Here is a 24,552-nt window from a genome sequence, read left to right on the forward strand (position 1 = left end):
GAGAAACCCAGGTAATGGATGTACTAAGCCTCATCGGGGTAATCCTGGCCTTCGTCGCCATCATCGGCGGCAATTACCTCGAAGGCGGCCACGCCGCGGCCCTGCTCAACGGGCCGGCGGCGCTCATCGTTCTGGGTGGCACCCTGGGCGCAGCGTTCCTGCAGACGCCCATGAACATCTTCAAGCGCTCCCTGGTCATCATTCGCTGGATACTCTTCCCGCCCCAGCTCGACCTCGCCGGTGGCATCACCCGCGTAGTGAACTGGAGCATGACCGCGCGCAAGGAAGGCCTGCTGGGCCTGGAGCCGGTCGCTGACAGCGAATCCGATCCTTTCGCCCGCAAAGGCTTGCAGCTGTTGGTGGATGGCGCCGAGCCGGAATCCATCCGCAGCATCCTCGAAGTCGACCTTTTCACCCAGGAAGGCCGTGACCTGCAGGCCGCCAAGGTGTTCGAGAGCATGGGCGGTTACGCGCCCACCATCGGCATCATCGGTGCCGTCATGGGCCTGATCCATGTCATGGGTAACCTGGCCGATCCCAGCCAGTTGGGCGGCGGCATCGCCGTGGCCTTCGTCGCCACCATCTATGGCGTCGGCTTCGCCAACCTGTTGTTGCTGCCCATCGGCAACAAGCTGAAATCCGTCGCGATGCGCCAGTCGCGTTACCGCGAAATGCTGCTGGAGGGCATTCTCTCCATCGCCGAGGGCGAGAACCCGCGCTCCATCGAACTCAAGCTTCAGGGCTTCATGGATTGAGGAGCGGGCCATGGCGCGCAGGCGGCATCAGGAAGAACACGAGAATCACGAACGCTGGCTGGTGTCCTACGCGGACTTCATCACGCTGTTGTTCGCCTTCTTCGTGGTGATGTACTCCATTTCGTCGATCAACGAAGGCAAGTACAAGATTCTCTCGGAAACCCTGGTGGGCGTGTTCAACCAGCCGGATCGTTCGATCAAGCCGATCCCGGTGGGTGAGGAAAAGCCCCGAACCACTGAGCTGGACCGGAGCATGGTGGAGGAAAGCGAACGCAGTCAGACCTCCATTGACGATCCGGGCGCCGACCCGCTGCAGGAAATTGCCCAGAGCGTGCGCGATGCCTTCGGCGACCTGATCAAGTCCGAGCAGCTGAACGTACGCGGTAATGAGCTCTGGGTGGAGATCGAGATGAACTCCAGCCTGTTGTTCCCCAGCGGCGACGCCATTCCCAATGATGCGGCCTTCAACCTCATCGAGAGGGTCGCCAGGATTCTGGCACCCTACGACAACCCGGTTCATGTCGAAGGTTTTACTGACAATATGCCCATCGCCACCTCGCAGTTCCCGTCCAACTGGGAGCTGTCCGCGGCGCGTGCCGCGAGCATCGTGCGCATGCTGGCGATGGATGGTCTGGCAGCCAACCGCCTGGCTGCGGTGGGCTATGGTGAGTTCCAGCCGGTTGCCGACAATGCCACCGCAGAAGGTCGGGCGCGCAATCGGCGCGTCGTGTTGGTGATTTCCCGCAACCTCGATGTACGTCGCAGTGTAAGTGGCGTCGGCAGCGCCAATGCCAAACCGGATAGCGCCTTGCTGCGGGCTGGCACGCAACCTGCACCAGCAGCGCCAGCACAGGCCCCTGCAACGGGTGCCGTCAATTCCCCGTCACCGGCCCCGTAGGGCAGGTGCTGATTCTCGGCGCAGTAGCACAGCCGGGAGGATGATGAAGATGAGAGTCTGGGCAGTAGCCAACCAAAAAGGTGGAGTCGGCAAGACCACCACATCCATCGCCCTGGCGGGCCTGCTGGCCGATGCCGGCAAGCGAGTCGTGGTAGTGGACCTCGACCCGCACGGGTCGATGACCAGCTATTTCGGGCATGACCCGGATACGCTGGAACACAGCTGCTTCGACTTGTTCCTGCAGCAAGGCACCGTGCCCGATGGCCTACCGCGCGAACTGTTGCTGCAGACCAGCCACGAACGTATTTCCCTGCTGCCGTCCAGCACCGCGCTGGCGACCCTGGAGCGTCAGTCGCCGGGGCAGAACGGCCTCGGGCTGGTGATCGCCAAGAGCCTGGCGCAGCTCTGGCAGCAGTTCGATCACGCCATCATCGACAGTCCGCCGCTGCTCGGCGTGCTCATGGTCAACGCCCTGGCCGCGAGCCAGCAACTGGTCATTCCGGTGCAGACCGAGTTCCTGGCGGTGAAGGGGCTGGAGCGCATGGTCAGTACCCTGGCCATGATCAACCGCTCGCGCAAGCAGGCGTTGCCGTACACCATCGTGCCGACCCTGTTCGACCGTCGGACCCAGGCGTCGCTCAATACCCTCAAGGTGCTGCGCAACAACTACCCGGAGAACCTCTGGCAGGCCTACATCCCGGTGGATACGCGATTGCGGGATGCCAGTCGCGCCGGTGTCACGCCGTCCCAGTACGATGCCAACAGTCGTGGCGTGATCGCCTACCGAGCCTTGCTCAAGCACTTGCTCAGCCAACTGCCGGCTACCCAGGTGGCCTGAGATGAATCGCATCGTCGACCGCCGGAACTCAAGTGAAGGGCGCCGCCTGCCGATAGGCTCTACAGATCAATCCCGTGGGTTCCCAACATGAGTCGTCCCCTCGCCACCGCTACCCGCCCGCAACTGGCCCTGCAGTCCTACCTGGATGCATTGCTGCATGAGGCGTCGGTCGAGCTGGCCGAAAGCACCAGCCGGGAAGAGTTCGAAGCCGCGGTGCTGGAAGAGCAGGTCCGCGATGCGCGACTGACCCGCGTGCTGGAGGCCGCACCGGCACTGGTTGCACCGGAGCCGGAAGTGGAGCCGCTGCTGGTCCTGGAACCGGAAGTCCTCATGCTGACTGTGGCCGAGGCCGAGCCAGAGCCCGTGCAGGCGCGCGTCGAACCGCTGGTGGAACTCGGTATGCCGGGCGCCCTCCAGTCCGATGTTCCGGCACTGGTCGCCGGTGGGCGCCCCGCGTGGGGCGAAGAGCCCTTCGAGTGCCTGCTGTTCGATGTCGCCGGCCTGACGCTGGCCGTTCCACTGGTGTCCCTGGGCTCCATTTACCCGCTGGCCGGGCAGGAGCTGACGCCTTTGTTCGGGCAGCCGGACTGGTTCCTCGGCATACTGCCGTGCCAGGCGGGCAACCTGAAGGTGCTGGATACCGCGCGCTGGGTGATGCCTGAACGCTACCGCGAGGATTTCCGCGAAGGCCTGCAGTACGTGATTTCGGTACAGGGCTACGAGTGGGGGTTGGCGGTGCACCAGGTCAGCCGCTCCATCCGCCTGGACCCGAATGAAATCAAATGGCGCAGCCAGCGTAGCCAGAGACCCTGGTTGGCCGGTACCGTGATCGAACATATGTGTGCGTTGCTGGACGTCTCGGCACTGGCCGAGCTGATCGCCAGCGGCGCAACCAAACGCATGTCGCTGAATTGAGGGGGAGGCCCTGTGCCGTACAGGGCCCCATGAACACAACAGCGGGAAAAACCCGCGACCGCCGCCCAGGGTGGCTCAAGAGAGGCTAGGGAACATGAAGAAATCGTCCGCTCAAGGTGCCGAAGATCCCATCCTGCAATGGGTGACTTTCCGCCTGGACAACGAAACCTACGGCATCAACGTGATGCAGGTGCAGGAAGTCCTGCGTTACACCGAGATCGCACCGGTGCCGGGGGCGCCGAGCTACGTGCTGGGCATCATCAACCTGCGCGGCAACGTGGTGACCGTGATCGACACCCGTCAACGCTTCGGTCTCGGCCCGGCGCCGGTGACCGACAACACCCGCATCGTCATCATCGAGGCTGACAAGCAGGTGGTCGGCATCCTGGTCGACAGCGTGGCCGAGGTGGTTTATCTCCGCCAGTCGGAGATCGAGACCGCGCCCAACGTCGGCAATGACGAATCCGCCAAGTTCATCCAGGGTGTCTGCAACAAGAACGGCGAGCTGCTGATCCTCGTCGAACTGGACAAGATGATGAGCGAGGAAGAGTGGTCGGAGCTGGAGAGCATCTGAGTTGATCTGGATTGCACTGCTCGCGGTGGCCCTTGCGCTGGCCTGCATCGGCTTGGGCGTGACCTGCTACTGGCTGGCCAAGCGCCTGCGCCAGGAAGTGGAGGCTCAGGCCCAGCGCGACGCAGTGCGCGACCAGAAGTTCAAGGATCTGGGGCGTCGCCTTGACGCCTATCTGGAAGGCAGCGTGCGCATGGGCGAGGAGCTCCACGAGCTACGCCGCGTGGTGGCGCCCTTGCCGGACAAGCTCAGCCGGATCGAACAGCGTGACCCCAGCAGCCTTTCCTTCTCGCAGGCTGCGCGCTTGGTGGGACTTGGCGCCAGCGTCGACGACCTTACCCATTCCTGTGGCCTGACCAAGGCCGAAGCCGAGTTGGTGAGCAAGCTGCACCAGGCCCAGAAGGATCGCGGCTGACCTTCGTCCCCGAACTTTGAACTCTGCGCGTCTTAGTGCCCGCTGTTCTTAAGCCATTCCTGTTCCATTCCAATCGTTCCGAATCCCACCCATACGCCTGACCTAAGCTGAAATTCCGGGGCTTCTCTCCGGGGAGGTCCGGCGATGCGTCTACTTCCAATTCTTCTCTTGTGCCTGGTGCCCTATCTGCACGCCCAGGAAGCCCCCATGGAAGTAGAGGGCGCCATGACGGTCAACGTGCTGCAGGCTCGCTACCTGTATGAGCGCGGGGCGATTTTCATCGATGTGCGACCGACCCGCGAATGGACCTGGGGTCATATCCACGGTGCCCTGCATCTCGACCTGCTCGACCGTTTCAACGACCTGGCCCAGCCGCAATGGCCGCGCCAGATGCCCCTGGTGATCTACTGCGACAGCGAGGTCTGCCCCCACGGTGCAGAAGCCGTGAGGATGGCGGTGAGCTGGGGTTACCGGCAGGTCTTCTATTTCCGCGAGGGTTACTTCGCCTGGCAACTGCAGGACTTCCCCCAGGGCAAGGGCCTGGAGGGCGAGCGCCTGGTGTTCAATCGGCCGGTCCGCTGAGCAGGGGAAGGGGCGGGGAGACGTCGCGCTCGGCGTCGGGGTCGAAGCCGGCCGGACACTTGCCCCTGAGGTACCAGGCGAAGGCGATGATCTCCGCGATGGTGCGGTAGAGCGCTTCGGGAATCGCGTCTCCCAATTCCAGCCGCGCCAGCAGGCGCACCAGTTCGGCGTTCTCGTAGATGGGGACTTCGTACTCGCGGGCGATAGCGAGGATGGCCTCAGCCAGTTCGTCGTCGCCCTTGGCAGTCAGGTTGGGGGCACTGACGCCGTCGTAGGAGAGGGCGATGGCCTGGCGCGGTTTCTTGCTCATTCCGACTTCCTTGCAAAGGTGAAGCCGACGAAGCTGAACGCATTCACGGGCGTTGGAATCATGCGGTTTCGTCCACCCAGCGCTGTTCCAGGTTGGTTCTTTGTCCCCGGGGTGGTTTGCCCTGGGTGCAGGCCAGATCGCCGACGGTGAGGCCGGCGGCCTGCAGGCGCTCGCGAAGGTTCGGCAGTTCGCGGTCGATCAATCCGGCGGTGTCGGCGCGTTCCGCCCAGAGCTGGCTGGACAGACTGCCCTGCGCCAGTTGGGCCTGGACCTGCAGCGGCCCGAGCGGCTCCAGGTCGAAGGCCAGTTCGATGCGCCAGAGGCTTTCCTTGCGTTCGTTCTTCTCCTGCCGGCCGTCTTGCTCCTGTTGCAGCTTGATCTGTAGCGGAACGATTTCCTGTTGATTGCGCATCGGCACTTCCAGTTGCCAGGTGGTCAGCAGGTTGCCTTCGGGGGTCACCTGGGTCTGGGCGAGGCTGGAAAGCTGGTGAGTCTGCAGTCGGGACACGGCAGCCGCAGCCAGTTTGAGCAGGGTTTCCAGGTCGCCTTCTTCCTCGGCTGTCTGCGCCAGGCGCGAAGGCAGGGGAAAGCTCAGCGCCTGCTGGCGGGCGTTGGCCTGGCCGAGGGCGCCCAGGGCGCTACGAATGAAGGCCGGCAAGGCCTGGGCCATGGCGTTGCTGGTGCCGGTGGTCGGCAGGGCGCCGGGCGTTGGCAGGGCTGGCAGCAGTTGCGCGACCAGGCGCAGCAGGTTGGCCTTGAAGTCCTGCGGCAGGGCGCCGGTCTGGCCGCCCAGCAAGCGTGATTCCAGCAGGGCGCCGCTGTTCTCCAGGGCTGCGGCCAGGACCTTGGGGTCACCGAGCTGACGGATGTCGGGCAGGGCACCGAGCAATTTATCCATGGCGGCCCGCAGGTTTTCCGGCAGGTTCTCCCGGCCGGTGGTCTGCAAGGCCCCGATCAGCACGTCGAGCGAGCCCTGGCGGCTCTGCTGCCCGGCCAGTTGCTGAGTGAGTTCGAGCTGATCCAGCTGCGCTGCCAGGGGTAGAAACTGCAGCATCTGGCTGCCCTGGACCTGGGCGCTGAGCAGGCTGCCGATCGCCAATGGCCGAGGGCTCTCGATACTCAGCTGATTTCCAGCCAGCGGGGTGTTGAGGACATTGACCAGCACCTTGTAGACCGCTGCCTGAGCCTTGCCTTGGGCGGTCAGTTCGCTGGACACCACCTTGCCCTGGACCAGGGTGCCCACGGGCAGCAGATCGAGGTCGAGGCTGCCGAGGGCGCGCTCGCCACCTTTCAGGGCCATGGCCAGGCGGGTATCCGACAGGGCTGTGATGTTGAGCAGGCTTCCCTGGGCCAAAGGGCGCGTGCTGCTGGCTTCCAGGGTGGTCTGGGTGCCATTGGCCAGGGTCAGTTTGAGCAGCAACTGGAAGCTCTGCGCGGTTTCCTTCAGGGCGATGACTTCGGCGTCGGCGCTTTCGCCAGCGGCCAGCAGTCCGTCCAGGGGCTGCAGGAGCTTGAGCGCCATGTCCGCCGCGTTCTGCACGGGGCGGGAAACGGGCTGGCTGGGGGGGAGAGGGCGCACGCCGCTGATTTCGGTCATGAAAGGGTTACAACCTGTCGAAAAAGCTCGCTTCGGGGGTGGGGTGTGGCATGTATAATGCCGCCCCGTCCGGGTCGGCCGCGAGCCTTGGAGTTCTCCATTATAGCGGCCGGCACCTCCCTGACTTGAATACACCCCGGGTATCCATGCCGTGACCAGTCCCTATCTCGAGACCGTGGCCCTCGCCTGCGAGCGGGACTGGCGTCTGCTGTTCGAGCGGCTGGATCTGCAATTGGTCCCGGGCGAGATGCTCCAGGTCAGTGGCCCTAACGGCAGTGGCAAGACCAGCCTCTTGCGCCTGCTCTGCGGCCTGATGCAGCCCACCGCCGGGGAAGTCCGCCTGAACGGCAAGCCGCTGGCCCGCCAGCGCAGCGAACTGGCGCGAAACCTCCTGTGGATCGGTCATGCTGCCGGTATCAAGGGCCTGCTGACCCCCGAGGAGAACCTGCGCTGGCTCTGTGCCCTGCACCAGCCCGCTGGCCACGAGGCCATCTGGCAAGCGCTGGAAGCGGTGGGCTTGCGCGGCTTCGAAGACGTACCCTGCCATACCTTGTCTGCCGGACAGCAGCGCCGTGTGGCCCTGGCACGCCTGTACCTGGACGCGCCACCGCTGTGGATTCTCGACGAACCCTTCACCGCCCTCGACAAACAGGGGGTCGCCCAGTTGGAGCTGCATCTGGCGCGGCATTGCGAGCAGGGCGGACTGGTGGTGTTCACCACTCACCACAGCATGGGCCATGTGCCTTCCGGCTATCGCGAACTTGACCTGGGGCAGCGCCGCGCATGAGCAACGTCTTCACCTTGCTGGTTGCTCGGGAAGCCCGCCTGCTGGTACGCCGTCCGGCGGAATTGGCTAACCCTCTGGTGTTCTTCGCCATAGTGGTCGCATTGTTCCCCCTGGCCGTCGGCCCCGAGACCCAATTGTTGCAAAGCCTTTCCCCCGGCCTTGTCTGGGTAGCGGCCCTGTTGGCCGTGCTGCTCTCGCTGGACGGGCTTTTCCGCAGTGATTTCGAAGATGGCTCGCTGGAACAGTGGGTCGTTTCGCCGCACCCCCTGCCGCTTCTGGTGTTGGCCAAGGTGCTGGCACACTGGCTGTTTTCCGGATTGGCCCTGGTATTGCTGGCACCGTTGCTGGCGCTGATGCTCGGTCTGCCGGCACGCTGCCTGCCTGTGCTGCTGCTCTCGCTGCTGCTCGGTACGCCGGTGTTGAGCCTGCTGGGTGCCGTGGGCGCCGCGCTGACTGTAGGCCTCAAGCGTGGCGGCCTGCTGCTGGCGTTGCTGATCCTGCCGCTGTACATCCCGGTGCTGATTCTTGGCAGCGGAGCGTTGCAGGCGGCCCTGCAAGGACTGCCGACAGTCGGCCACCTGTTGTGGCTGGCGAGTCTCACCGCCCTGGCGGTGACCCTGACACCCTTTGCCATTGCCGCCGGCCTGACCATCAGTGTCGGCGAATAAGAAACAGAGTTGCCCTGATGAGAAAACTGCCGATGTCCGAACAGGCCTCAGCGCCAAGCAGGTGGCCCCGATGAACTGGACGTGGTTCCACAAGCTTGGCTCGCCGAAATGGTTCTACGAGATCAGCGGCCGCTGGCTGCCCTGGTTCGCCTGGGGCGCGGTGATCCTGATCACCCTCGGCCTGGTCTGGGGCCTGGCCTTCGCACCGCCGGACTACCAGCAGGGCAACAGCTTCCGCATCATCTATATCCACGTGCCGGCAGCCTTCCTCGCCCAGTCCTGCTACATCATGCTGGCGGTGTGCGGCGTGGTTGGCCTGGTGTGGAAGATGAAACTGGCCGACGTCGCCCTGCAGGCCGCCGCGCCCATCGGCGCCTGGATGACCTTCGTCGCGCTGGTCACCGGTGCCATCTGGGGCAAGCCTACCTGGGGTGCCTGGTGGGTCTGGGATGCCCGCCTTACGTCGATGCTCATCCTTCTTTTCCTGTACTTCGGTGTCATTGCCCTCGGCCAGGCGATCAGCAATCGTGACAGCGCCGCGAAGGCCTGCGCAGTGCTGGCCATCGTCGGCGTAATCAACATCCCGATCATCAAGTATTCGGTGGAGTGGTGGAACACCCTGCACCAGCCGGCCACCTTCAAGATCACCGAGAAGCCGGCCATGCCGCCGGAAATGTGGTTGCCGCTGCTGATCATGGTGCTCGGCTTCTACTGCTTCTTCGGTGCCGTGATGCTGCTGCGGATGCGCCTGGAAGTGCTCAAGCGCGAGTCCCGCGCCAGTTGGGCCAAGGCCGAGATTCAGGCACAAGTGGGTAAGGTCTGATGAGTTTTTCTTCCTTCACCGAATTTCTCGCCATGGGTAACCATGGCCTGTATGTCTGGACCGCCTATGGCATCAGCCTCGCGGTACTGGCCATCAACGTCGCCATGCCATTGATCGCGCGGCGCCGTTACCTGCAAGACGAGGCGCGTCGTTTGCGCCGGGAGGAGTCGAAGTGAATCCGGTACGCAAGAAGCGCCTGTTCATCATCCTGGCCATCGTGGCGGGTGTGGGTGTCGCCGTGGCGCTGGCGCTGTCCGCGCTGCAACAGAACATCAATCTGTTTTACACCCCGACCCAGATCGCCAACGGCGAGGCCCCGCAGGACACCCGTATTCGTGCTGGCGGAATGGTCGAGAAGGGCTCTGTGCAACGTAGCGGCGACTCTCTGGACGTGCAGTTCGTGGTCACCGACTTCGCCAAGAGCGTGACCATCCGCTACCACGGCATCCTTCCCGACCTGTTCCGCGAAGGGCAGGGCATCGTTGCCCTCGGTAAGCTCAACGCCGACGGCGTGCTGGTGGCTGACGAGGTACTGGCCAAGCACGACGAGAACTACATGCCGCCGGAAGTGACCAAAGCCCTCAAGGAAAGTGGCCAACTCCCGAAGAAGGAGGGGTGACCTGATGATTCCCGAACTTGGCCATCTGGCCCTGATCCTTGCCCTGTGCCTGGCCGTCGTGCAGTCGACCCTGCCGCTGATCGGCGCCTGGCGCGGCGACCGCCAGTGGATGAGCCTGGCCCAGCCAGCCGCCTGGGGGCAGTTCGCCTTCCTGGCCTTCGCCTTCGGTTGCCTGACCTACGCCTTCATGGTGGATGATTTCTCGGTGGCTTATGTCGCCAGCAACTCCAATAGCGCGCTGCCCTGGTACTTCAAGTTCAGCGCCGTCTGGGGGGCTCATGAAGGCTCGTTGCTGCTCTGGGCAATGATCCTCGGCGGCTGGACTTTCGCCGTGGCAATCTTCTCCCGGCAGTTGCCGGAAGTGATGCTGGCTCGAGTGCTGGCCGTGATGGGCATGATCAGCATCGGTTTCCTGCTGTTCCTGATCGTCACCTCCAACCCCTTCAATCGCCTGTTGCCGAACATGCCGGCCGACGGTAACGATCTCAACCCGCTGCTGCAGGACTTCGGCCTGATCGTCCACCCGCCGATGCTCTACATGGGCTACGTCGGCTTCTCCGTGGCCTTCGCCTTCGCCATCGCCGCGCTGCTCGGCGGCCGCCTCGATGCCGCTTGGGCGCGCTGGTCGCGGCCGTGGACCATCATCGCCTGGGCTTTCCTCAGCGTCGGTATCGTGCTCGGCTCCTGGTGGGCCTACTACGAACTCGGCTGGGGCGGCTGGTGGTTCTGGGACCCGGTGGAAAACGCCTCCTTCATGCCCTGGCTGGTCGGCACGGCGTTGATCCATTCCCTGGCCGTGACCGAGAAGCGCGGCGTGTTCAAGAGCTGGACCGTGTTGCTGGCCATCGCGGCTTTCTCCCTTAGCCTGCTGGGCACCTTCCTGGTTCGTTCCGGTGTGCTGACTTCGGTCCACGCTTTCGCTACCGATCCGGAGCGCGGGGTCTTCATCCTCGCCTTCCTGCTGCTGGTGGTAGGCGGTTCCCTGGCGCTGTTCGCCGTTCGCGCGCCAGTCGTCAAGAGCCAGGTGGGCTTTGCCCTCTGGTCCCGCGAGACCCTGCTGCTGGTGAACAATCTGGTGCTGGTGGTCGTGGCCTCGATGATCCTGCTCGGCACGCTCTACCCATTGGTACTGGACGCCCTGACCGGCGCCAAGCTGTCGGTCGGCCCGCCGTACTTCAACGCCCTGTTCGTGCCGTTGATGGGGATCCTCATGCTGGCCCTGGCCGCAGGCGTCCTGGTGCGCTGGAAAGACACCCCGGTCAAATGGCTGCTCGGCATGCTCGGCCCGGTACTGATCGGCAGCCTGGTGCTCGGCGTGCTGGCGGCGTTCCTCTATGGCGACTTCCACTGGGCCGTGCTGGCCGTTGGCTTCCTGGCCGCCTGGGTGGTTCTGGCCGGCGTCCGTGATCTGGTGGACAAGACGCGCCACAAAGGCCTGCTCAAAGGCGCCAGTGGCCTGACGCGCAGCTACTGGGGCATGCAATTGGCCCACGCAGGCATCGCCGTCTGTGCATTGGGCGTCGTGCTCTCCAGCCAGTACAGTGCAGAGCGCGATCTGCGCCTGGCACCGGGTGAGTCCGTGGAGCTCGGCGGTTACCGCTTCCTGTTCGAGGGTGCGGCACACCATGAAGGCCCGAACTTCACCTCCGATAAAGGCACCGTCGTCGTCTTCGACGGCGACAAGCAGATTTCCGTGCTGCATCCGGAGAAACGCCTCTACACCGTGCAACAGTCCGTGATGACCGAGGCCGGCATCGATGCCGGTTTCACCCGCGACCTCTACGTCGCGCTTGGCGAGCCCCTGGAAAACGGCGCCTGGGCAGTGCGTGTGCATGTGAAGCCCTTCGTCCGCTGGATCTGGCTGGGCGGCCTGCTGATGGGCCTTGGTGGCGTGCTGGCGGCGACGGACCGACGCTACCGGGTGAAAGTGAAGACCCGCGTCCGCGAGGCGCTGGGCATGGCTGGAGCCCAAGCATGAAGCGTCTGATCCTGGTCCTGCCGCTGCTGGCCTTTCTCGGCATCGCACTGTTCCTCTACCGTGGCCTGTTCCTCGATCCAGCCGAGCTGCCTTCGGCCTTGATAGACAAGCCGTTCCCGGCCTTCTCCCTGCCCAGTGTCACCGGCGAGCGTACGCTCACCGAGGCCGACCTCAAGGGCAAGCCGGCGCTGGTCAACGTCTGGGGCACCTGGTGCGTATCCTGCCGCGTCGAACACCCGGTCCTGAACAAGCTGGCGCAGATGGGCGTAACCATCTACGGCGTCAACTACAAGGATGACAATGCTGCCGCGTTGAAATGGCTGAAGGAGTTCCACAACCCCTACCAGTTGGACATTCGCGACGAGCAGGGCAGCCTTGGCCTGGACCTGGGCGTCTACGGTGCACCGGAAACCTTCCTGATCGACAAGGACGGCATCATTCGCCACAAGTTCGTCGGCGTGATCGATGAAGTCGTCTGGCGTGAACAACTGGCGCCGCTTTACCAGGCCCTGGTGGACGAGGAGGGCAAATGAAGCGCCTGATCGCTGCAGTCCTGCTGGGCCTGGCCCTGACTGGCCTGGCCCGTGCCGCTATCGACACCTACGAGTTCAAGGATGAGGCCGAGCGCGAGCGCTTCCGCACCCTCACCGAAGAGCTGCGTTGCCCCAAGTGCCAGAACCAGAACATCGCTGACTCGAACGCGCCCATTGCGACCGACCTGCGTCGCGAGATCTTCCGCATGCTGGAAGAGGGCAAGAGCAACGACCAGATCGTCGACTACCTCGTCGCCCGCTATGGCGACTTCGTGCGCTACAAGCCACCGGTCAACGCCCGCACCCTGCTGCTCTGGTATGGCCCTGCCGGCCTGCTGGTGGGCGGCCTGGTCGTGCTGGGCATCATCGTCGTGCGCCGCCGTCGGGTCGAAAGCACCCCTGCCAAGGTCATGCTTTCCGCCGATGAGCAGGTTCGCCTCGACGCCCTGCTGAACTCCGAGAACCAGGACAAGAAAGACCCATGATCGATTTCTGGCTCGCCGCCGGCCTGCTCCTGCTGGTCGCCCTGGCTTTCCTGCTGATTCCCGTGCTGCGCGGCCGCAAGGCCCAGACCGAGGAAGACCGTACTTCCCTGAACGTTGCCCTCTACCAGGAACGCCTGGATGAAATGGACGCCCAGCGCGCCGCCGGCACGCTGACTGCCGAGCAGTTCGAGGCCGGACGCGCCGAGGCCGCTCGCGAGCTGCTGGCCGATACCGAAGGAGCGGACAACGGCCGCTCCTCTCGTTTGGGCAAGGCCCTGCCGCTGCTGTTTGCCGTGCTGGTGCCGGTGCTGGGTTTTGGCCTCTACCTGCACTGGGGCGCCAGCGACAAAGTGGAGTTGACCCGCGAACTGCGTGAGCAACCCCGCAGCATTGAAGAAATGACTTCGCGCCTGGAGCGTGTGGTCGAGGCACAGCCGGAGTCCGCTGAAGGCTGGTACTTCCTCGGCCGCACCTACATGGCCCAGGATCGGGCCGCCGATGCCGCGCGCGCCTATGAACAGGCAGTCAAACGGGGTGGTCGTGAGCCCGAGCTGTTGGGTCAATGGGCCCAGGCGCTGTACTTCGCCAGCCAGAAGAAGCTGACCCCCGAGGTCAAGGCCCTGACTGAAGAGGCGTTGAAGGCTGATCCCAAGGAAATCACCAGCCTTGGTCTGCTCGGCATTGCCGGTTTCGAGGAAGGCCGCTACCAGGAGGCGATCACCTACTGGGAGCGTCTGATCACCCAGCTGCCGGCCGACGACCCCTCCCGCGGCGCCCTGCAGGGCGGCATCGACAAGGCCCGCGAGAAGCTCAAGGAAAGCGGTGTGGCCGTCGAGGAGCCCGCGGTCGCTCCGGCACCGGCCGGTGCCGAGTTGAAGGTGCGCGTTGACCTGGCGGCGTCCCTGAAAGACAAGGTGCAGCCCGGCGACAGCGTGTTCATCTTCGCCCGCGCCACCTCCGGCCCGCCCATGCCGCTGGCGGTCAAGCGCATGACCGTGGCCGACCTGCCGGCGGAAGTCAGCCTGAGCGACGCGGACGCCATGATGCCGCAGCTCAAGCTCTCCAACTTCCCGCAGGTGCAGTTGGTCGCCCGGATCTCCCGTAGTGGCAATGCGACCGCCGGGGAATGGATAGGAAGCAGTTCGCCGCTGTCTACTGGTTCGTCGGATACCCAACGACTGACCATCGACAGCCCGGACAAGAAATGACCACCCACATAGTGCTTCCGGCAGTACCGAACCCCCGCTTCGGTCTGCCCCTGATCTGCCTCCTCCTGACCCTGGCCGGCTGTGCTGGCCAGGGTCCGTACCACGAACCCGACGAGCCTGAGTGGGAACCTTCCCGCAAACCGCCGGCCGTTCAGTCCCCTCCCCAGAGCCGCCCCTTGCCGCCACCGCCGCCACAGTCGCAGCCGCCCAAGCAGGCGCCGCGATTGAAGGCGCACCCACGCTTCGCTCCGCCTCCAGGTGGCAATTGCTACTGGGACACCGGGCTAGGCGTCTATGTGCTCGAAGGCCAGCGCAACGTGTTCTACCGCGAGCGCGTCTACTACCGCTGGGATAACGGCTGGAGCTACTCCAACGGCCCACAAGGTCCCTGGCAGCCCACTGACGCCAGCGGTGTGCCGGCCGGCTTGGGTCGAACGTTTCGTTGAGTCCTTCCGGGATTCCCGCACCTGGTGGTTGAGCCAAGCAAAGCCCAAGCATTCCGGCTTCCTGCCGTTCAACCACCACGGACCTTCCGAGACGCCCACCACATCCCTGAATCGCTTCTGTTGCTCCTGTAAATCAGCTTCTGTAGTGTGCTGGCATTCCGCTATCTAGGAGGTCGTGGATGCTGCCTCGTTTTGTGTTTGCCGCCCTTGCCCTGTTATTGGCCCAGCCACTCGCCGCCCAGGTCTATCAGTGGCGCGATGCCGATGGGAAGGTGCATTTCACCGACACGCCGCCGCCCCAGAGTCGCGCGGTGGAGAACGATCACTTGCAGGTCAACAGCATGGATGCCGTGCCGATCGCGCAACCAGAACCCGTCGCCGAGGCTGAGCCGCAAGCGCGCTCGCTGAACCCGGGCCAGCTCCATCAGAAGGGCATGCAACAGTGCTCCACGGCCATCGCGCGCATGCCCTCGCTGATCAACGAGACCCAGAAGCTCGGCCGCGATGCGGTGCGCAAGCAGAAGATCACGCAAAACCAGCTGGACAAGGCGATGTTCAAGATGGACGACTTCTACAAGGGCCTGAAGCGTAACGAGCGGGAATGCGTGAGCGAGTATGTCGCCAGCGAAAAGACCCGCAACTCGGTGGACTGCCTGGCCGATACACCGGATGTAGTCAGCTTCGGTCAGTGCATGCAGTTTGCTGAGTGGTCAGAGACTTTCAAGTGAACGTCAGGGACCGGGGCGTCTTCAAGCGCCTGGATGAATAGTGAGAAGAGATCCGGCTGGGACGAGATATCCGGCTTGGCGTAGAGAGGAAGGGAGGAGCCTGCGGGCTCCTTTCTCAATTCTGATTCAAATTCCCATTCGTCGGCGAACCGTCGGATTCGGATCTGCGGCAGTCGGAAATGTCTCCGATTGAAATATCCGCCCGACATTCTGCATGACGTCAGCCATTTGGCGTCAAGGCGGTGTGTGGTGGCCACGGGACCTTTCGTATCCGCTATCGGGATCGGTCCGGGGGAGTGGTGATCGCCTTGAGCAGATGGCTATTTCGAACGGCCAACCGACAGCTCTGAACGAGACCAATCGTGGAACTATTTCATCTCATCAATTCGCTTCTGGAGCAGGACACGACCAAGGAACTGGTTCGACTCGCCATCATCTACGCGCATCTGATTGCATGTTGCGTCGCCATTGGTCTGGTGCTGACCAGCGATTTCGCCATGATTCGGCAATTGCTCCGCGGCTCCGACGCCATCGAAGCTGATCGGCATCATCTGGAAGGGCTCAAACACACTGTGTTGCTTGCCCTGCAAGCGCTGTGGGTGACCGGTATTCTGATCGTGGTGCTGGATGTTGCCGCCAAGGGCGCGATCTATCTGTTGAATCCGAAGTTGCAGGCCAAGGTTCTGATCGTTTCGCTTCTGACCCTCAACGGCGTACTCCTGCACCGGACGATCATGCCGGCCCTGGCCAAGGCCGGGACGCTGCTTCGCATGGAACCGAGCATGCGCAGCCTCGCGATTTTCGCCGGCACCGTGTCGGCCGTTTCCTGGTTCTATGCCGCGATGCTGGGTGTTGGGCGGCCGCTGGCGTGGAAGTACAGCGTGGTCGAGTTGATGGTGGCCTATCCGCTGCTGATTTTGGGCGGGTACTTCGCAATGAGCCTGCTGGTAGGGTGGGCCAGCCAGCGGCGTCATCGGATTGTTTCGAGGGTGGCCAAGAGGGACGCCGGCCAGGCGGTATCCTGACCCAGGAAAAGAGCGGCAAGGCCGCTCTTTTTCATTCCGGGGCCTTACTGGCCACTGTAGATCTGATCGAACACACCGCCGTCGTTGAAGTGGGTTTTCTGCACTTCACGCCAGTCACCGAAGGTCTTTTCCACCGAGAGGAATTCCACTTTTGGGAAGCGGTCGGCGAACTGGGCGAGGATTTCCGGATTGCGCGGGCGCAGGTAGTTGTTGGCGGCTATGGTCTGGCCCTCGTCGCTCCACAGGTACTTGAGGTAGGCCTCGGCGGCGGCACGGGTGCCCTTCTTGTCCACCACCTTGTCGACCACGGCTACCGGCGGCTCGGCCTCGGCGGAAACGCTGGGGTAGACCACCTCGAAACCGCCACGGCCGAATTCGCGGGCGATCATCTCGGCTTCGTTCTCGAAGGTCACCAACACGTCGCCGATCTGGTTCTGGATGAAGGTAGTGGTAGCGGCGCGGCCACCGGTATCCAGCACCGGGGCCTGCTTGAACAGCTTGCCGACGAACGCCTTGGCCTTGTTCTCGTCACCACCGTTCTTCAGTACGTAGCCCCAGGCGGAGAGATAGGTGTAGCGACCATTACCGGAGGTCTTGGGGTTCGGTACCACTACCTGCACGCCATCCTTGAGCAGGTCAGGCCAGTCCTTCAAGCCCTTGGGGTTGCCCTTGCGCACGATGAACACCGTGGCAGAGGTGAAAGGTGCGCTGTTGTTCGGCAGGTGGGTTGCCCAGTCCTGCGGTACCAGGCCGCCGTTGTCGGCCAGGGCGTTGATGTCGGTCGCTTGGTTCATGGTGATGACATCGGCGGGCAGTCCGTCGATTACGGCACGGGCCTGCTTGCTGGAACCGCCATGGGACATCTGCAGGGTGATGTTCTCGCCGTTCTCCGCTTTCCAGTGCTTCTGGAAGGCAGCGTTGTAGTCCTTGTAGAAGTCGCGCATCACGTCGTAGGAGACGTTGAGCAGGGTGGGCGCAGCCTGGGCGGCGCTTGCCAGGGCGAGGCCAGCGGCAAGGAGAGAAGCGGAGAACAGTCGTTTCACAGGGCGTTCCTTCTGGGCAGTGGGAGCAGCCGACTATAGTGGACTGTCATATACTCGTTTAATACTAAAAACTAATTTATTTATTCCTGTTTGTTCGATCTCTTCGTTGTAGGTTGCGGTGGGCGCCAACCTACGGCCAACCACAGCGGGACGATCAGAAGACCCGGCCAAGGTTCAGGTAGAGCGCGCGCTCCGCCTCATCGTTCAGACCGTAGCTGAAGTCCAGTGGTCCCAGTGGCGTATCGAAGCTGATGAAGACGCTGCCGGCGTTGATGTAGCCGCTGTCGAAGCTGTCGTCGTTGTTCCAGGCGCGGCCCCGTTCGAGGCTTGCGCCGAGGTAGACGGGAAAGTCCAGGGGCACGAAGGCTCGCGGGGTCACCCGGCGGTAGTAGACCAGCCGCGCCAGGCTGATGTTCTGGCCGGCAACGGAGTCCTGGCGGAAGCCCGAAAGCTGGCGTGCACCGCCGATCACAAAGGCCGAGGTCACTGCATCGGCGGCGTCCAGGGTACGGCCGTAGCGGCCGCCGAGGACAACGGTATCCGGTCCTGAACTCAGCGCCTTGTCCAGGCCGAACTGCCACTGTCGGTAGCGGTCATCGGAGGCGAGGCTCGGATCGTACTGGCGCAGGCTCAGGCCGATGTCCTCGCCTTCGTGGGGGTAGTCCACGTTGTCCAGGGTGTCGAAGGAGTACTTCACCTCGTAGTAACCCTCGTTGAAGCTGAAGCTCGGCAAGGCGGGATCGCCGATTCTCACATCCGCCTCGCCCCATGCCTGGCCAATACCGAAGCGGATTTCGCCGTTGTTGGCGATCTGCCGTCCCAGGTTGAGACCGAATCCGAATCGCTCTACGCGGTACTCAGCCACCGGGTCGTCGTCGATGCTGGCTTCGATGTTCTGCGCCTCGCCGAACATGTAGGGGGCGATGAAGTAACGCGAGCCGGCATCCAGCGGCTGGTAGAACTCGCTGTAGAGTTCCTGGTGGTCACCCAGTTGCAGGCGGGTCAGCCATTCGGCGCCCAACTCGTTGATGCCGTTCTTGCGGTAGCTCGCGCCCAGGTTGAAGGCGCTGTCGCCGCGCAGGTCGTCCGACAGATTCAGGCCCAGGCGCAGGTAGTCGGTGCCGGCGCGCTTGCCGCGCGAGTTGATTACCAGGGCGTTGCCGTCCTTGCGCTTGACCACCCGGTATTGCACCTGCTCGAAGTAATCCAGCCCGTAGAGGGTACTCATGTCGCTCTGCAGGCGATCCAGGTCCAGCGGCTGGCCCAGGGGCTGGCGGATGTAGTGGCGGATTACCGCATCGCTGATCTTCGAGTCGTTCTCGATGAGGATGCTGCGAATCACCGGCGTGCGCTCGCTGGGCAGTCGCGCGCTGTCTAGCGCCAGGTCGTGGCTGCTGGCCAGCGGTCGCAGCTCAGCCAGGCGGCTGGCGAGGATCTGGGTGGCGCGGTAGCCGGCATCGATCATGTCGCGGGCGCGGCCGAAGTCAGTAGCGCCGTAACCAGCCAGGGACGGCTGGACCAGCACGTCGCTGGGCTTGAGTGTGGCCAGTTGGGCTTCGGAGTTGGTTCGCGTCATCAGGGTGACGGACTGGTTGAGCACGTCCACCACCGTGGCCAGTTCCTTGCGTGAGCGCAGCGGCGTGCCGATGTCGACCACTATCACCCGGTCGACGCCCATCTCGCGTGCGACGTCGACGGGGATGTTGTCCACCATGCCACCGTCTACCAGCAGCCGACCGTTGACCTCCACCGGGGCGAATACCGCCGGAATCGACATGCTCGCGCGGATCGCCTGGGGCAGGTGGCCACGGCGGAACACCACCTTCTCCCCGGTGGCGATATCGGTGGCCACGGCCCGAAAGGGGATCGCGAGCTGGTCGAAGTCGCGGGTATCGCTGGTGTGCACCAGCAGGCTTTCCAGCAGCAGGGCGAGGTTCTGGCCCTGGATCACCCCCAGCGGCAGGCCGAGGCTGCCATCGTCGCGGAAGCTCAGGCGTTGCTTGACCAGGAAGTCGCGGTCGTCCTGCTTGCGGCGGAAAGGGATTTCCTGGCGCGGCGGGCTATCGGACAGGGCCTGCTGCCAGTCCAGGTGGAGGGCGATCTGTTCCAGCTCGTCCACCGTGTAACCCGCAGCATAGAGCCCGCCGATCACCGCCCCCATGCTGGTGCCGGCAATGGCATCGACCTTGATGCCCTGTTCCTCCAGTGCCTTGAGCACGCCGATATGGGCCAGCCCGCGGGCGGCGCCGCCGGACAGGACCAGGCCGATGCGCGGTTCGGGCTGGGCGAAGCCGAGGAGGGGCAGAAACAACAGGCAAAGCAGAAGGCAGCGCATAACGCATCCCTGGTCAGGCGGAGAGCTGAAGCCGGCTATTATAGGGCGCCCAGACCATTCGCCGAGCTGACCATGCCATCGACCAAGCCAGAAATCGTCATTACCTATTGCACGCAGTGCCAGTGGCTGCTGCGTGCCGCCTGGCTTGCCCAGGAACTGCTCAGTACTTTCAGCGACGATCTCGGCAAGGTGAGCCTGGAACCGGGCACCGGAGGGGTTTTCCGCATCACCTGCAATGACGTGGAGATCTGGGAACGCAAGGCCGATGGCGGTTTTCCCGAGGCCAAGGTGCTCAAGCAGCGGGTACGCGACCAGATCGATCCGGCGCGGGACCTGGGCCACAACGACCGTTCCTGATCCAGCCCCGTTCGCCTCAGATCAACGGGCAGGCGCATATCGGGGCATAGCCTGACGGCATTTCCAACTTCTAGGAGGACGTCCGTCATGAGCATCCCGGCATCTTCAGCCTTGGCAGCGGCCGCGCCCAACCGTTCAACGAGGTGGCCCGGAGCATGGTAAACGCCCTGCGCGCCAGCGAAGACCTGCCGCCGCTGAGCCTCTCGGCCATGCGTGAGCAGGGCCTGCTGGAGTACAGCGAATTCCCCGACACCCTGCGCGGCAAGTACCAGTGCTTTACCCAGGCCGATATCAGTCGCCTGCGCCAGACCGGTTACCGCCAGCCCATGCTGGATGTGGAGCAGGAGGCGGGCGGCTGGTTGCCGGAAGCGGGCCAAGCCGCCTGAGCGTGCAGGGTAAGACGGGTTGAACTCGCGATTCCCTTCCGCTTCCTGGGCTCGCTGCGTGGCCCTCGGCGACTGCTACGAGGTGACGGGCGTCGGCTTGGCCTCCACCGTTACGCCTTTGCGTGCTGACAGGGCGATGGCGAAGATGATCAGCGCGCCGCCCGCCAGCATGCGCAGGCCGGGTTGCTCGTCGAACAGCCACCAGGCGAAGGCGATGCCGTAGACCGGCTCCAGGGCGAAGATCACCGCCGTGGTTCGCGCCTTCAGCACCTTCAGGCTGGCGACGAACAGGCTGTGGGCAAGGCCAGTGCAGAACACCCCGAGCAGGGCAATCCAGAACCAGTCCATGGGCTTGACCTCGTGCAGCAGCGGCCAACTGAAGGGCGCCAGGCAGAGCACGATAGTCAGGTTCTGGCAGAGCGCGGCCTTGACCGGGTCCAGCCCCTTGACACTGACACGGTTGAGCAGCGACAGCAGGGAAAACAGCAGGCCCGAGAGAATGGCCGAGAGCAGGCCCTGGGTGGCCGCGCTGCCCCAGTCGAAGCTGGGCGTCACCAGCACCAGACCGAAGCTCACAAGGCCGACGATGAGTATTTCCTGGGCGCGGATGCGCTCGCGAAACAGCAAGCCTTCCAGCAACAGGGTGAAGGCCGGGAAGCTGGCGAAACCCAGTGTTGCGATGGCTACGCCCGCCACCTGAACCGCGTGGAAGAAGGTGATCCAGTGGGCGCCCAGCAGTATTCCGCCCAGTGCCAGCATGCCCAACTGGCGCACGTTCGGATTGGCGCTGCGGCTGCGGGTAATGAGCTGCGCGAAGAGCGCAAGCGCGATGACCGCGAATAACCCGCGACCGAAGGTGATGAGCATCGGTTCGGTATTGGCGAGCTTGCCGAAAATGCCCGAAAGCCCGAACAACAGGGCCCCCAGGTGGATGGCGAGCAGTGCATTGCGTTCCTTCATGCCAGGCGTGCCCCATTGGGCAGGGGCTTGTCGAAGCTGGCCAGCACCACCTTGTTCTCGTCGTCATGGACGCCAGTGACGAGGATTTCCGAACGGATGCCCGCGATGCGTTTGGGCGCGAAGTTGCAGACGCAGAGCACTTGGCGGCCGACCAACTCCTGGGCCTGATAGTGGGCGGTGATCTGGGCGCTGGAGGTCTTCACCCCGAGTTCGCCCAGGTCCACTTCCAGCACGTAGGCCGGTTTGATCGCCTTGGCATTCGGGGCGACAGACAGGATGGTGCCGACGCGCAGTTCGACGCGCTCGAAGTCGTTCCATTCGATGGTGGACATGAGTTTCTCCCTGATAACGGTCGTACATAGCCTACTGACGACGATCGGCCTTGTCTGTCGTCAGGCTCGCGGCCTTTGTCGCGTTACTCGCGGTTTCTGCGCAGGACGCGCGGGGTGACGCCGAACTCGCGGGAGAGGGCGGCGGTGAAGGCGCTCTGGGAGCTGTAGCCGACCCGTGTGGCGACCTCGCCCACGGCCAGTCGGCTTTCCAGCAGCAGCTGGCGCCCGAGGTGCAGGCGCCGTGTGCGCACGTAGTCCATGGGCGTCTGCCCGGTTTCGACGAGGAAGCGCGCATGGAAGCGTGCCACCGAGAGGCCGCACAGGCGCGCCAGGTCGGCCACTTGCAAGGGGCGGGCGGCGTGTTGGTCGATGTGGGCGTCCACTGCCGCCAGGGGAAGGGCGCTATTGCCTTCCACCGGAATGCCGGGCGCGGCCAGGCTTGCCAGCAATAGCCCGACGGATTGTCCGGCGATCACCTCATCGGTCAATGGGCTGGCGGCTATCCAGCTCACCAGTTGGCTCTGCGCCGGGTTCAGGTGCAGCGCGCCTGGGCGTTCCAGCAGGCGTTGCCCGGCGTCGAAGTGCCTGCCCAGCGTGTGGCGCAGCCAGTCGTGGTCAGGCACGTCCACCACCAGGCACAGACTGCCCCCCGGGCTGCCGCAGGCATGCCGGGCTTCGGGCGGCACAACCGCAAGGGTCTGGCGTTCCACCCGCGCGCCCCGGCCATCGACTTCGAAGTCCAGGCTGCCATTCAGGCCAAACACCAGTTGGGCGTGGCTGTGGCTATGGACCAGCAGGTCGTGGTTGTACTGGCGCAGGGACAGGATCGAATGCATGGCGGTCACCTTGGGGCAGGCGGCCATTCTACTCCCTGTTGCATGGCACGCGCTGTCACAGGCCTGCAACCTCATGTTCATGCTCGATTCACCGCAAGGGCCCACCATCGGCGAAACCCCGCCGGAGGTCGCCCATGAGCAGCGTCGAACGCCTGGAACCCGTCATCAAGACCAAGCCCCGCAAGCAGCGCGTGCGCACCTTGTGGATTTCCGACGTCCACCTGGGCACTCGCGACTGCCAGGCCGAGCATCTGGCGCGCTTCCTCAAGCAGTATCACGCGGACCGTATCTACCTGGTCGGGGATATCATCGACGGCTGGAAATTGCGGGGCGGTATCTACTGGCCCCAGGCGCACACCAACGTGATCCGCCGCCTGCTGACCATGAGCAAGCGCGGCACCGAGGTGATCTACGTCACCGGCAACCATGACGAGTTCCTGCGCCGCTACTCGGCACTGATGCTGGGCAATATCCAGTTGGTGGACGAGGCCGTGCACGAGACCGCCGATGGCCGTCGCCTGCTGGTGATCCACGGCGACCAGTTCGACGTGATCACGCGTTACCACAAGTGGCTGGCCTTTCTCGGCGACTCGGCTTACGAATTCACCCTGACCCTCAACCGCTGGCTCAACCACTGGCGGGAGCGCTGGGGCTATGGCTACTGGTCGCTGTCGGCGTACCTCAAGCACAAGGTGAAGTCCGCGGTGAATTTCATCAGCGACTTCGAGGAAGCCATCGCCCACGAGTGCGTGAAGCGCGGCCTGGATGGCGTGGTCTGCGGCCACATCCACCACGCGGAAATCCGCAAGGTGGGGGGGGTGGACTACCTCAATTGCGGCGACTGGGTCGAGTCCTGCACGGCGCTCATCGAGCACTGGGACGGCAGCATCGAGCTCTATCGCCTGGCTGACGCCCAGGCACGGGAGCTGGAAGCCCGCGCCGTGGAGCTGGTCGAGCCAGCGGCATGAGGATACTGATTGTCAGCGATGCCTGGCTGCCCCAAGTGAATGGTGTGGTCACCAGCCTGCACGCGCTGGTGACCGAACTGGAAACCCTCGGCCACCAGGTGCTGCTGCTCTCGCCTCAGTCCTTCCGCTGCCGGCCATGCCCGAGCTACCCGGAAATTCCCCTGGCCTGGGATCTCTGGCGTGTTGGGCCGATGATCGAAGCCTTCCAGCCCGACTGCGTCCACCTGGCCACCGAAGGTCCGCTTGGGTGGGCAGCGCGGCGTTGGCTGGTCAAACGCGGCCTGGCCTTCTCCAGCGCGATCCACACCCGTTTTCCCGAGTACGTCCATGGCCGCTGGCCTTGGGTTCCCCTGTCCTGGGGGTATGCCTTCCTGCGGCTGTTCCACCGCCCGAGCCGGGCGGTGCTGGTGAGCACCGAGCGTATGCGCGAGACCTTTGCCAGCCACGGCCTGACCCGGCTCAGTCTGTGGCGCAAGGGCGTGGACACGGCGTTGTTCCGTCCGCTGGTGCTGCCCAGTTCGGAACAGCCGGTATTCCTCTACGTCGGCCGTCTGGCCACGGAGAAGAACCTGCAAGCCTTCCTCGACCTCGAACTGCCGGGGGAAATGTGGGTGGTGGGCGATGGACCATTGCGAGATGAACTGGTGGCGCGCTATCCCGATGCGCGCTTCTTCGGCTATCGGCAGGGCGAGGAACTGGCGCGCTTCTATGCCCAGGCCAGTGTGTTGGTATTCCCGTCGCTGACGGATACCTATGGCCTGGTGATGCTCGAAGCCCTGGCGTGCGGCACGCCGGTGGCAGCCTTTCCCGTGGCGGGTCCGCTGGATGTGCTGGAGCCGGGCGTTACCGGTTGCCTGGATGAAGACCTGCAGCGTGCCTGCCTGACGGCGCTGGAGCTGGATCGGGAACGCTGTGCGGAGCGGGCGGGGTGGCTGTCTTGGCGGTCTTCGGCGCTGGAGTTCCTCGCCCGGCAGCCATTGCTGGATGGGCAGCCGTGCGTCGAACCACCCCTGAACGCTGTTCCTGAACTGTAGGGGCGAATTCACTGGCTATGTCTGCGTTAGCTGTTGCAACGTTGAATACAGCCCTCTAGCCCGAAACCTCCAGGCCTCCGTGCCAATCCTCCCCCTCACCCCCGCCCCTCTCCCAGAGGG

The 24,552-nt window shown here is 64.0% G+C and carries 30 protein-coding genes; 23 read left to right on the forward strand and 7 right to left on the reverse strand.

Going from position 1 to position 24,552, the window contains the following annotated elements:
• Positions 1-14: 14 nt before the first annotated feature.
• From FFS60_RS08220 to FFS60_RS08250, 7 genes are all read left to right on the forward strand, one after another.
• Entirely contained in the window at positions 15-755 is a 741-nt protein-coding gene (locus FFS60_RS08220) for a flagellar motor protein (RefSeq protein WP_137821692.1), read from the forward strand.
• A gap of 10 nt (positions 756-765) precedes the next feature.
• Positions 766-1,653 carry a flagellar motor protein MotD gene (gene motD / locus FFS60_RS08225; RefSeq protein ID WP_028626570.1) on the forward strand — a complete coding sequence of 296 codons (888 nt, stop codon included), beginning with the start codon at positions 766-768 and terminating at the stop codon, positions 1,651-1,653.
• Between the two features lie 49 nt (positions 1,654-1,702).
• Positions 1,703-2,491 (forward strand): ParA family protein, encoded by a 789-nt coding sequence (locus FFS60_RS08230; protein ID WP_028626571.1) that lies wholly within the window; start codon positions 1,703-1,705, stop codon positions 2,489-2,491.
• An 87-nt stretch (positions 2,492-2,578) separates the two neighbouring features.
• On the forward strand, positions 2,579-3,406 hold the full coding sequence (locus tag FFS60_RS08235) for a CheW domain-containing protein (protein ID WP_137821693.1): 828 nt from the start codon (positions 2,579-2,581) through the stop codon (positions 3,404-3,406).
• A 94-nt stretch (positions 3,407-3,500) separates the two neighbouring features.
• Positions 3,501-3,980 (forward strand): chemotaxis protein CheW, encoded by a 480-nt coding sequence (locus FFS60_RS08240; protein WP_016493839.1) that lies wholly within the window; start codon positions 3,501-3,503, stop codon positions 3,978-3,980.
• Position 3,981: 1 nt separating this feature from the next.
• The gene (locus tag FFS60_RS08245) at positions 3,982-4,392 is read left to right on the forward strand and encodes a DUF2802 domain-containing protein (RefSeq protein WP_028626573.1); all 411 of its coding nucleotides are present in this window, start codon (positions 3,982-3,984) and stop codon (positions 4,390-4,392) included.
• Between the two features lie 144 nt (positions 4,393-4,536).
• The gene (locus FFS60_RS08250) at positions 4,537-4,974 is read left to right on the forward strand and encodes a rhodanese-like domain-containing protein (RefSeq protein ID WP_028626574.1); all 438 of its coding nucleotides are present in this window, start codon (positions 4,537-4,539) and stop codon (positions 4,972-4,974) included.
• Here FFS60_RS08250 and FFS60_RS08255 read toward each other — a convergent pair.
• A complete protein-coding gene (locus tag FFS60_RS08255; RefSeq protein WP_028626575.1) occupies positions 4,955-5,284 on the reverse strand; it encodes an EscU/YscU/HrcU family type III secretion system export apparatus switch protein in 330 nt (109 codons plus the stop codon). The genes FFS60_RS08250 and FFS60_RS08255 overlap by 20 nt on opposite strands.
• 58 nt (positions 5,285-5,342) lie before the next feature.
• Complete coding sequence (locus FFS60_RS08260) at positions 5,343-6,881, reverse strand: flagellar hook-length control protein FliK (protein ID WP_028626576.1); 1,539 nt, start codon at positions 6,879-6,881, stop codon at positions 5,343-5,345.
• Between the two features lie 151 nt (positions 6,882-7,032).
• Here FFS60_RS08260 and ccmA point away from each other — a divergent pair, with 151 nt between their 5' ends.
• From ccmA to FFS60_RS08320, 12 genes are all read left to right on the forward strand, one after another.
• Positions 7,033-7,668 carry a cytochrome c biogenesis heme-transporting ATPase CcmA gene (gene ccmA / locus FFS60_RS08265; RefSeq protein ID WP_028626577.1) on the forward strand — a complete coding sequence of 212 codons (636 nt, stop codon included), beginning with the start codon at positions 7,033-7,035 and terminating at the stop codon, positions 7,666-7,668.
• A complete protein-coding gene (gene ccmB, locus FFS60_RS08270; RefSeq protein ID WP_028626578.1) occupies positions 7,665-8,336 on the forward strand; it encodes a heme exporter protein CcmB in 672 nt (223 codons plus the stop codon). Before ccmA ends, ccmB begins: the two co-directional genes overlap by 4 nt.
• A 70-nt stretch (positions 8,337-8,406) precedes the next feature.
• Positions 8,407-9,159: a heme ABC transporter permease gene (locus tag FFS60_RS08275; RefSeq protein ID WP_028626579.1), complete on the forward strand. Its 753-nt coding sequence runs from the start codon at positions 8,407-8,409 to the stop codon at positions 9,157-9,159.
• Positions 9,159-9,335, forward strand: a complete 177-nt coding sequence (gene ccmD, locus FFS60_RS08280; RefSeq protein WP_028626580.1) for a heme exporter protein CcmD — start codon at positions 9,159-9,161, stop codon at positions 9,333-9,335. The genes FFS60_RS08275 and ccmD overlap by 1 nt, the downstream gene beginning before the upstream one ends.
• Positions 9,332-9,778 carry a cytochrome c maturation protein CcmE gene (gene ccmE / locus FFS60_RS08285; RefSeq protein ID WP_028626581.1) on the forward strand — a complete coding sequence of 149 codons (447 nt, stop codon included), beginning with the start codon at positions 9,332-9,334 and terminating at the stop codon, positions 9,776-9,778. The genes ccmD and ccmE overlap by 4 nt, the downstream gene beginning before the upstream one ends.
• A 4-nt stretch (positions 9,779-9,782) precedes the next feature.
• Positions 9,783-11,756, forward strand: a complete 1,974-nt coding sequence (locus FFS60_RS08290) for a heme lyase CcmF/NrfE family subunit (protein WP_028626582.1) — start codon at positions 9,783-9,785, stop codon at positions 11,754-11,756.
• Complete coding sequence (locus tag FFS60_RS08295) at positions 11,753-12,289, forward strand: DsbE family thiol:disulfide interchange protein (protein ID WP_028626583.1); 537 nt, start codon at positions 11,753-11,755, stop codon at positions 12,287-12,289. Before FFS60_RS08290 ends, FFS60_RS08295 begins: the two co-directional genes overlap by 4 nt.
• Positions 12,286-12,774, forward strand: a complete 489-nt coding sequence (locus FFS60_RS08300) for a cytochrome c-type biogenesis protein (RefSeq protein WP_137821694.1) — start codon at positions 12,286-12,288, stop codon at positions 12,772-12,774. The genes FFS60_RS08295 and FFS60_RS08300 overlap by 4 nt, the downstream gene beginning before the upstream one ends.
• Entirely contained in the window at positions 12,771-13,982 is a 1,212-nt protein-coding gene (gene ccmI, locus FFS60_RS08305; RefSeq protein ID WP_028626585.1) for a c-type cytochrome biogenesis protein CcmI, read from the forward strand. The genes FFS60_RS08300 and ccmI overlap by 4 nt, the downstream gene beginning before the upstream one ends.
• Positions 13,979-14,428, forward strand: a complete 450-nt coding sequence (locus FFS60_RS08310; protein ID WP_051246329.1) for a hypothetical protein — start codon at positions 13,979-13,981, stop codon at positions 14,426-14,428. The genes ccmI and FFS60_RS08310 overlap by 4 nt, the downstream gene beginning before the upstream one ends.
• A gap of 179 nt (positions 14,429-14,607) precedes the next feature.
• Positions 14,608-15,156, forward strand: coding sequence for a DUF4124 domain-containing protein (locus tag FFS60_RS08315; RefSeq protein WP_137821695.1), 549 nt, complete (start codon positions 14,608-14,610; stop codon positions 15,154-15,156).
• A gap of 362 nt (positions 15,157-15,518) precedes the next feature.
• Entirely contained in the window at positions 15,519-16,181 is a 663-nt protein-coding gene (locus FFS60_RS08320; RefSeq protein WP_137821696.1) for a hypothetical protein, read from the forward strand.
• A 44-nt stretch (positions 16,182-16,225) separates the two neighbouring features.
• On the opposite strand, the gene FFS60_RS08325 is transcribed toward FFS60_RS08320, so the two are convergent.
• The gene (locus FFS60_RS08325; RefSeq protein ID WP_137821697.1) at positions 16,226-17,224 is read right to left on the reverse strand and encodes a sulfate ABC transporter substrate-binding protein; all 999 of its coding nucleotides are present in this window, start codon (positions 17,222-17,224) and stop codon (positions 16,226-16,228) included.
• A 154-nt stretch (positions 17,225-17,378) separates the two neighbouring features.
• Positions 17,379-19,559: a patatin-like phospholipase family protein gene (locus FFS60_RS08330; protein WP_028626590.1), complete on the reverse strand. Its 2,181-nt coding sequence runs from the start codon at positions 19,557-19,559 to the stop codon at positions 17,379-17,381.
• A 72-nt stretch (positions 19,560-19,631) separates the two neighbouring features.
• Here FFS60_RS08330 and FFS60_RS08335 point away from each other — a divergent pair, with 72 nt between their 5' ends.
• The gene (locus FFS60_RS08335; protein WP_028626591.1) at positions 19,632-19,916 is read left to right on the forward strand and encodes a SelT/SelW/SelH family protein; all 285 of its coding nucleotides are present in this window, start codon (positions 19,632-19,634) and stop codon (positions 19,914-19,916) included.
• Between the two features lie 155 nt (positions 19,917-20,071).
• Entirely contained in the window at positions 20,072-20,302 is a 231-nt protein-coding gene (locus tag FFS60_RS08340) for a hypothetical protein (protein WP_028626592.1), read from the forward strand.
• Positions 20,303-20,377: 75 nt separating this feature from the next.
• Here the strand turns inward: FFS60_RS08340 and FFS60_RS08345 are convergent, their stop codons facing one another.
• The 3 genes from FFS60_RS08345 to FFS60_RS08355 all read right to left on the reverse strand — a co-directional run bounded on the left by FFS60_RS08345 (position 20,378) and on the right by FFS60_RS08355 (position 22,430).
• Positions 20,378-21,262, reverse strand: a complete 885-nt coding sequence (locus tag FFS60_RS08345; protein WP_137821698.1) for a DMT family transporter — start codon at positions 21,260-21,262, stop codon at positions 20,378-20,380.
• Positions 21,259-21,594: a tRNA-binding protein gene (locus FFS60_RS08350; RefSeq protein WP_137821699.1), complete on the reverse strand. Its 336-nt coding sequence runs from the start codon at positions 21,592-21,594 to the stop codon at positions 21,259-21,261. The genes FFS60_RS08345 and FFS60_RS08350 overlap by 4 nt, the downstream gene beginning before the upstream one ends.
• An 83-nt stretch (positions 21,595-21,677) precedes the next feature.
• Entirely contained in the window at positions 21,678-22,430 is a 753-nt protein-coding gene (locus FFS60_RS08355; protein WP_137821700.1) for an AraC family transcriptional regulator, read from the reverse strand.
• Between the two features lie 134 nt (positions 22,431-22,564).
• Here FFS60_RS08355 and FFS60_RS08360 point away from each other — a divergent pair, with 134 nt between their 5' ends.
• A complete protein-coding gene (locus FFS60_RS08360; protein ID WP_137821701.1) occupies positions 22,565-23,398 on the forward strand; it encodes a UDP-2,3-diacylglucosamine diphosphatase in 834 nt (277 codons plus the stop codon).
• Positions 23,395-24,432: a glycosyltransferase family 1 protein gene (locus FFS60_RS08365; protein ID WP_137821702.1), complete on the forward strand. Its 1,038-nt coding sequence runs from the start codon at positions 23,395-23,397 to the stop codon at positions 24,430-24,432. The genes FFS60_RS08360 and FFS60_RS08365 overlap by 4 nt, the downstream gene beginning before the upstream one ends.
• Positions 24,433-24,552 lie beyond the last annotated feature (120 nt).

Origin of the sequence: Pseudomonas sp. D(2018), from assembly GCF_005502555.1 — a bacterium.
In the GTDB taxonomy this organism is placed as follows: Bacteria; Pseudomonadota; Gammaproteobacteria; order Pseudomonadales; family Pseudomonadaceae; genus Metapseudomonas; species Metapseudomonas resinovorans.